The organism is Epilithonimonas tenax DSM 16811 (assembly GCF_000428485.1).
Classification (GTDB): Bacteria; Bacteroidota; Bacteroidia; order Flavobacteriales; family Weeksellaceae; genus Epilithonimonas; species Epilithonimonas tenax.
Genome location: NZ_AUAA01000081.1, coordinates 1 through 3,072, shown reverse-complemented (window position 1 = coordinate 3,072; position 3,072 = coordinate 1). Strand labels below are relative to the sequence as shown.

At 29.5% G+C, this 3,072-nt stretch carries 3 protein-coding genes; 2 read left to right on the top strand and 1 reads right to left on the bottom strand.

The genetic code is table 11. The features are described 5' to 3' along the window. The first annotated feature begins 271 nt into the window (after positions 1-271). Positions 272-1,570 (top strand): DNA methyltransferase, encoded by a 1,299-nt coding sequence (locus F564_RS0117405; RefSeq protein WP_084406834.1) that lies wholly within the window; start codon positions 272-274, stop codon positions 1,568-1,570. Here the strand turns inward: F564_RS0117405 and F564_RS0117400 are convergent. Further along, positions 1,560-2,399 carry a hypothetical protein gene (locus tag F564_RS0117400; protein WP_028123704.1) on the bottom strand — a complete coding sequence of 280 codons (840 nt, stop codon included), beginning with the start codon at positions 2,397-2,399 and terminating at the stop codon, positions 1,560-1,562. The two genes, F564_RS0117405 and F564_RS0117400, sit on opposite strands and share 11 nt — an antisense overlap. Positions 2,400-2,699: 300 nt before the next feature. On the opposite strand from F564_RS0117400, the gene F564_RS0117395 reads away from it, so the two are divergent. Continuing rightward, the gene (locus F564_RS0117395; RefSeq protein WP_028123703.1) at positions 2,700-2,990 is read left to right on the top strand and encodes a hypothetical protein; all 291 of its coding nucleotides are present in this window, start codon (positions 2,700-2,702) and stop codon (positions 2,988-2,990) included. Positions 2,991-3,072: the final 82 nt, after the last annotated feature.

Sequence of the window (3,072 nt, the reverse complement as noted above, 5' to 3'; positions counted from 1 at the left end):
TATTCTACTTTTCTTATCCTTTTCAATTCAGGTTTCATTGTTCCTTGTTTTGGCTTGGCATTGCCACTAACGTTTTGCAGCTTGGCGATGTGGCGAACTTCGGAACCGATTATTTTCTGTTAAAGATAAAATTTCTTGCGAAATGTAAATGTGAATTTACTACAAAATTCGCAATCTTGCCAAACGCCTGTTATAAGCCGTTTTTTATTTTTTTACAATGTCACTTGTTTATTTGTGTTAATTTATGTTACTTTGTGTCAAATTATGAATTATGGATAACAATTTTTTAACTGTCGATGATGTTGCTAAAACATTAAAAATCACTAGACAAACGGTTTCTAAATATATACAAAAGAAAGAGTTAAACGCTGTGAAAATTAATAAAAGTTATAGAGTTTCTTATCAGGAATTTGAAAATTTCTTGTCAACTAATTCTATGGTTTCTGAACCCGAAACTCTTTATTTAAAGAAAAGTCGTAATTGTTATTTAGACTATGAAGGTAAATCAAATGAAATTGAAATACTCAACTATAAGCCGTTAGGTTATTTGCAATCAATTAATGACGAAAATCAAAGTTTGTCAAATAAAATGATTTTTGGTGATAATTATTATGTTCTGAAAGCATTATTACCAAAGTATAAAAATAAAGTTGATTTAATTTATATTGACCCACCTTTTGGGACTGGTTTAAATTTCTCAAATATTGAAAACGACCTTGCTTATTCAGACAAATTAGTTAATAGTGAATTCTTGGAGTTTATTAGAAAAAGACTTTTTTTGTTAAGAGAATTTATGTCTGAAAATGGAAGTATTTACTTACATATTGATAAAAAGATTGGTCATTATGTTAAAATAATTATGGATGAAGTTTTCGGTTACGAAAACTTTATAAATGATATTACTAGAATAAAATGTAATCCAAAAAACTTTTCTAGAAATGCATACGGTAATTATTCAGATATGATTTTATTTTATGCAAAAAATAGAGATAAAAATATTTGGAATGAAATAAAAGAGCCGTTAACAAAAGAGGAAGAAGTAGATAGTTTTTCAAAAATTCATCCTGTCTATGGAAGATATACCACAAATCCAATTCACGCTCCTGGAATTACAATTGATGGCGATACTGGAAAGGAATGGAAAGGAATATTACCACCAAAAGGAAGACATTGGAGATATAGTAGAGAAGAGCTTACAAGATTAGACGATTTGGGTTTAATAGAATGGTCTGAAAATGGAAATCCAAGAAAGATGGTTTTTGCAAATGAACATAAAGGGAAAAAAGTCCAAGATGTTTGGAATTTTAAAGATAAAGGTCTTTCTTATGTTGATTATCCGACACAAAAAAATCACGATTTATTGAAAAGAATTATTTTAAATTCTTCAAATAAAGATTCTCTTATTATGGATTGTTTTGCAGGTTCTGGAAGTACGCTTTTAGTTGCAAATCAATTAAAAAGAAATTGGATTGGAATTGATAATTCTAACCAATCGTTTGATGTAATAAAACAAACATTTAAAAAAGACAATGTTAAGTGCAATTTTTATGAATATGTTTCTATTGATTAAGAAATTGATTGAAATATTCTTCCAAAAGTATTGCACTTACAATATCATATTCTGATTCCTGAATATTGACAGCTTCTTTATTGTTTACCAATCGATGATTAATATTAAATAATGACCAAGGAAAACCATCTACAACACCTATTCTGATCACATCGCCTCTTTGGTTTCTACAGAATTTTAAAACTTCTTGTACTTGTTTTTCTTGGTTACCACCTGGTTGTCCAATCCATTTAGCTTCACCAATGATTAATTGATTATTTACTTTAGCAATTAAGTCAGGTCTTTTGTCTAAATTTTGATTCAGAATTTCATTAATATATTGTTTTCCAATTTCTTCTGAAGCATCAAGAATACAAATTCCTGCAGTTGATTCTTGAAAAAGGTCTAGTGGTAAAAGAGTAAAATTTAACCTTAACCAAGCATTAAACATTGGTCCCATTTGAGTATTTAATTTTGGTGCTGATTCAAGTCGAACTACGGTTTCTTCTGCGGTCATTGAATACAAAGAATTTGCTATTCTTTGTATTTGAACTGGATTATTTTCATCACAACCCTCTATGTTTTTAAGTAAATACCAAATTGGGTCTTCATAAGGAAATTTAGTCAATCCTTTAAGAATTTGGATTAAGTCATTTGTTCTTCTAGACTGATGAGCATTTATAATTCTTCTTCTTAAATTTTGTTCAAGTCTAACAGGGGAAGCTATTTGAAAAGGATAAACTTCAAGAATTTGATCTAAGTAATTTGTCTCTTTAAATAAATTTATGCTTTTTAAAACCCATTCATTTAAATGTTCAGGGTTATTCTCGATGTCAATTGTTCTTTCCATAATTTTATTAAAAGCCCGCAAGTTAATAAAAATATTCTACAGTGTCTATTTTCTGATTCTCGTGAAAATGGCTTATAACGTTTTCGGGCTTGGCGAAGAAGCGGATTTTGAAAAACTAAACTGTCAATGAAGCACAGAACTACATGCAAGGCACAACTGTTCGGATTACCACCGTAGCCCGCTTTTTTGCCAAACCCGTGTTACCAGCAGTAGGGATTTCCACCACCTAACTTGCTACGAAGCACGAAAGAAAAAATTTAAGAAAAAGAAGCGTGGGAAAAATCATTAAATCATTTAAAAATGGAAGCAACAAAAAAAGCATACGATGAAATTTTAGCATTATTGCATAAGCACAGAGAATTATGCTTGTATGATATTTCAGAATTTGAAAGAAAGGCAAAAGTTCATTTATTTGGACTTGAATTGAAAGAGAAATATGGGCTAAATATTGACCCGAATAGAGTTGATTCTTTGGATTACCAAAGTTTTGGAGAAAAGAAAATAGGATTGTTTGGTGAAAAACACAGAAGAACAATAGCTTGGTCTGTTGATGGAAGGCAACCAGAAGATGAATATTTATTTAACTCGTAGTGCATTATCAAACTAATGCAATTTTAATATTATTCATTTTTCTATTAAATACAAAAACATTTACAAATTGAATGAAAGTTAA

What these genes read in the sequence shown, in the direction of transcription:
- F564_RS0117405 (WP_084406834.1), top strand. Translation starts at nt 272, where the DNA reads ATGGATAACAATTTTTTAACTGTCGATGATGTTGCTAAAACATTAAAA.
- F564_RS0117395 (WP_028123703.1), top strand. Translation starts at nt 2,700, where the DNA reads ATGGAAGCAACAAAAAAAGCATACGATGAAATTTTAGCATTATTGCAT.
- F564_RS0117400 (WP_028123704.1), bottom strand. Translation starts at nt 2,399, where the DNA reads ATGGAAAGAACAATTGACATCGAGAATAACCCTGAACATTTAAATGAA.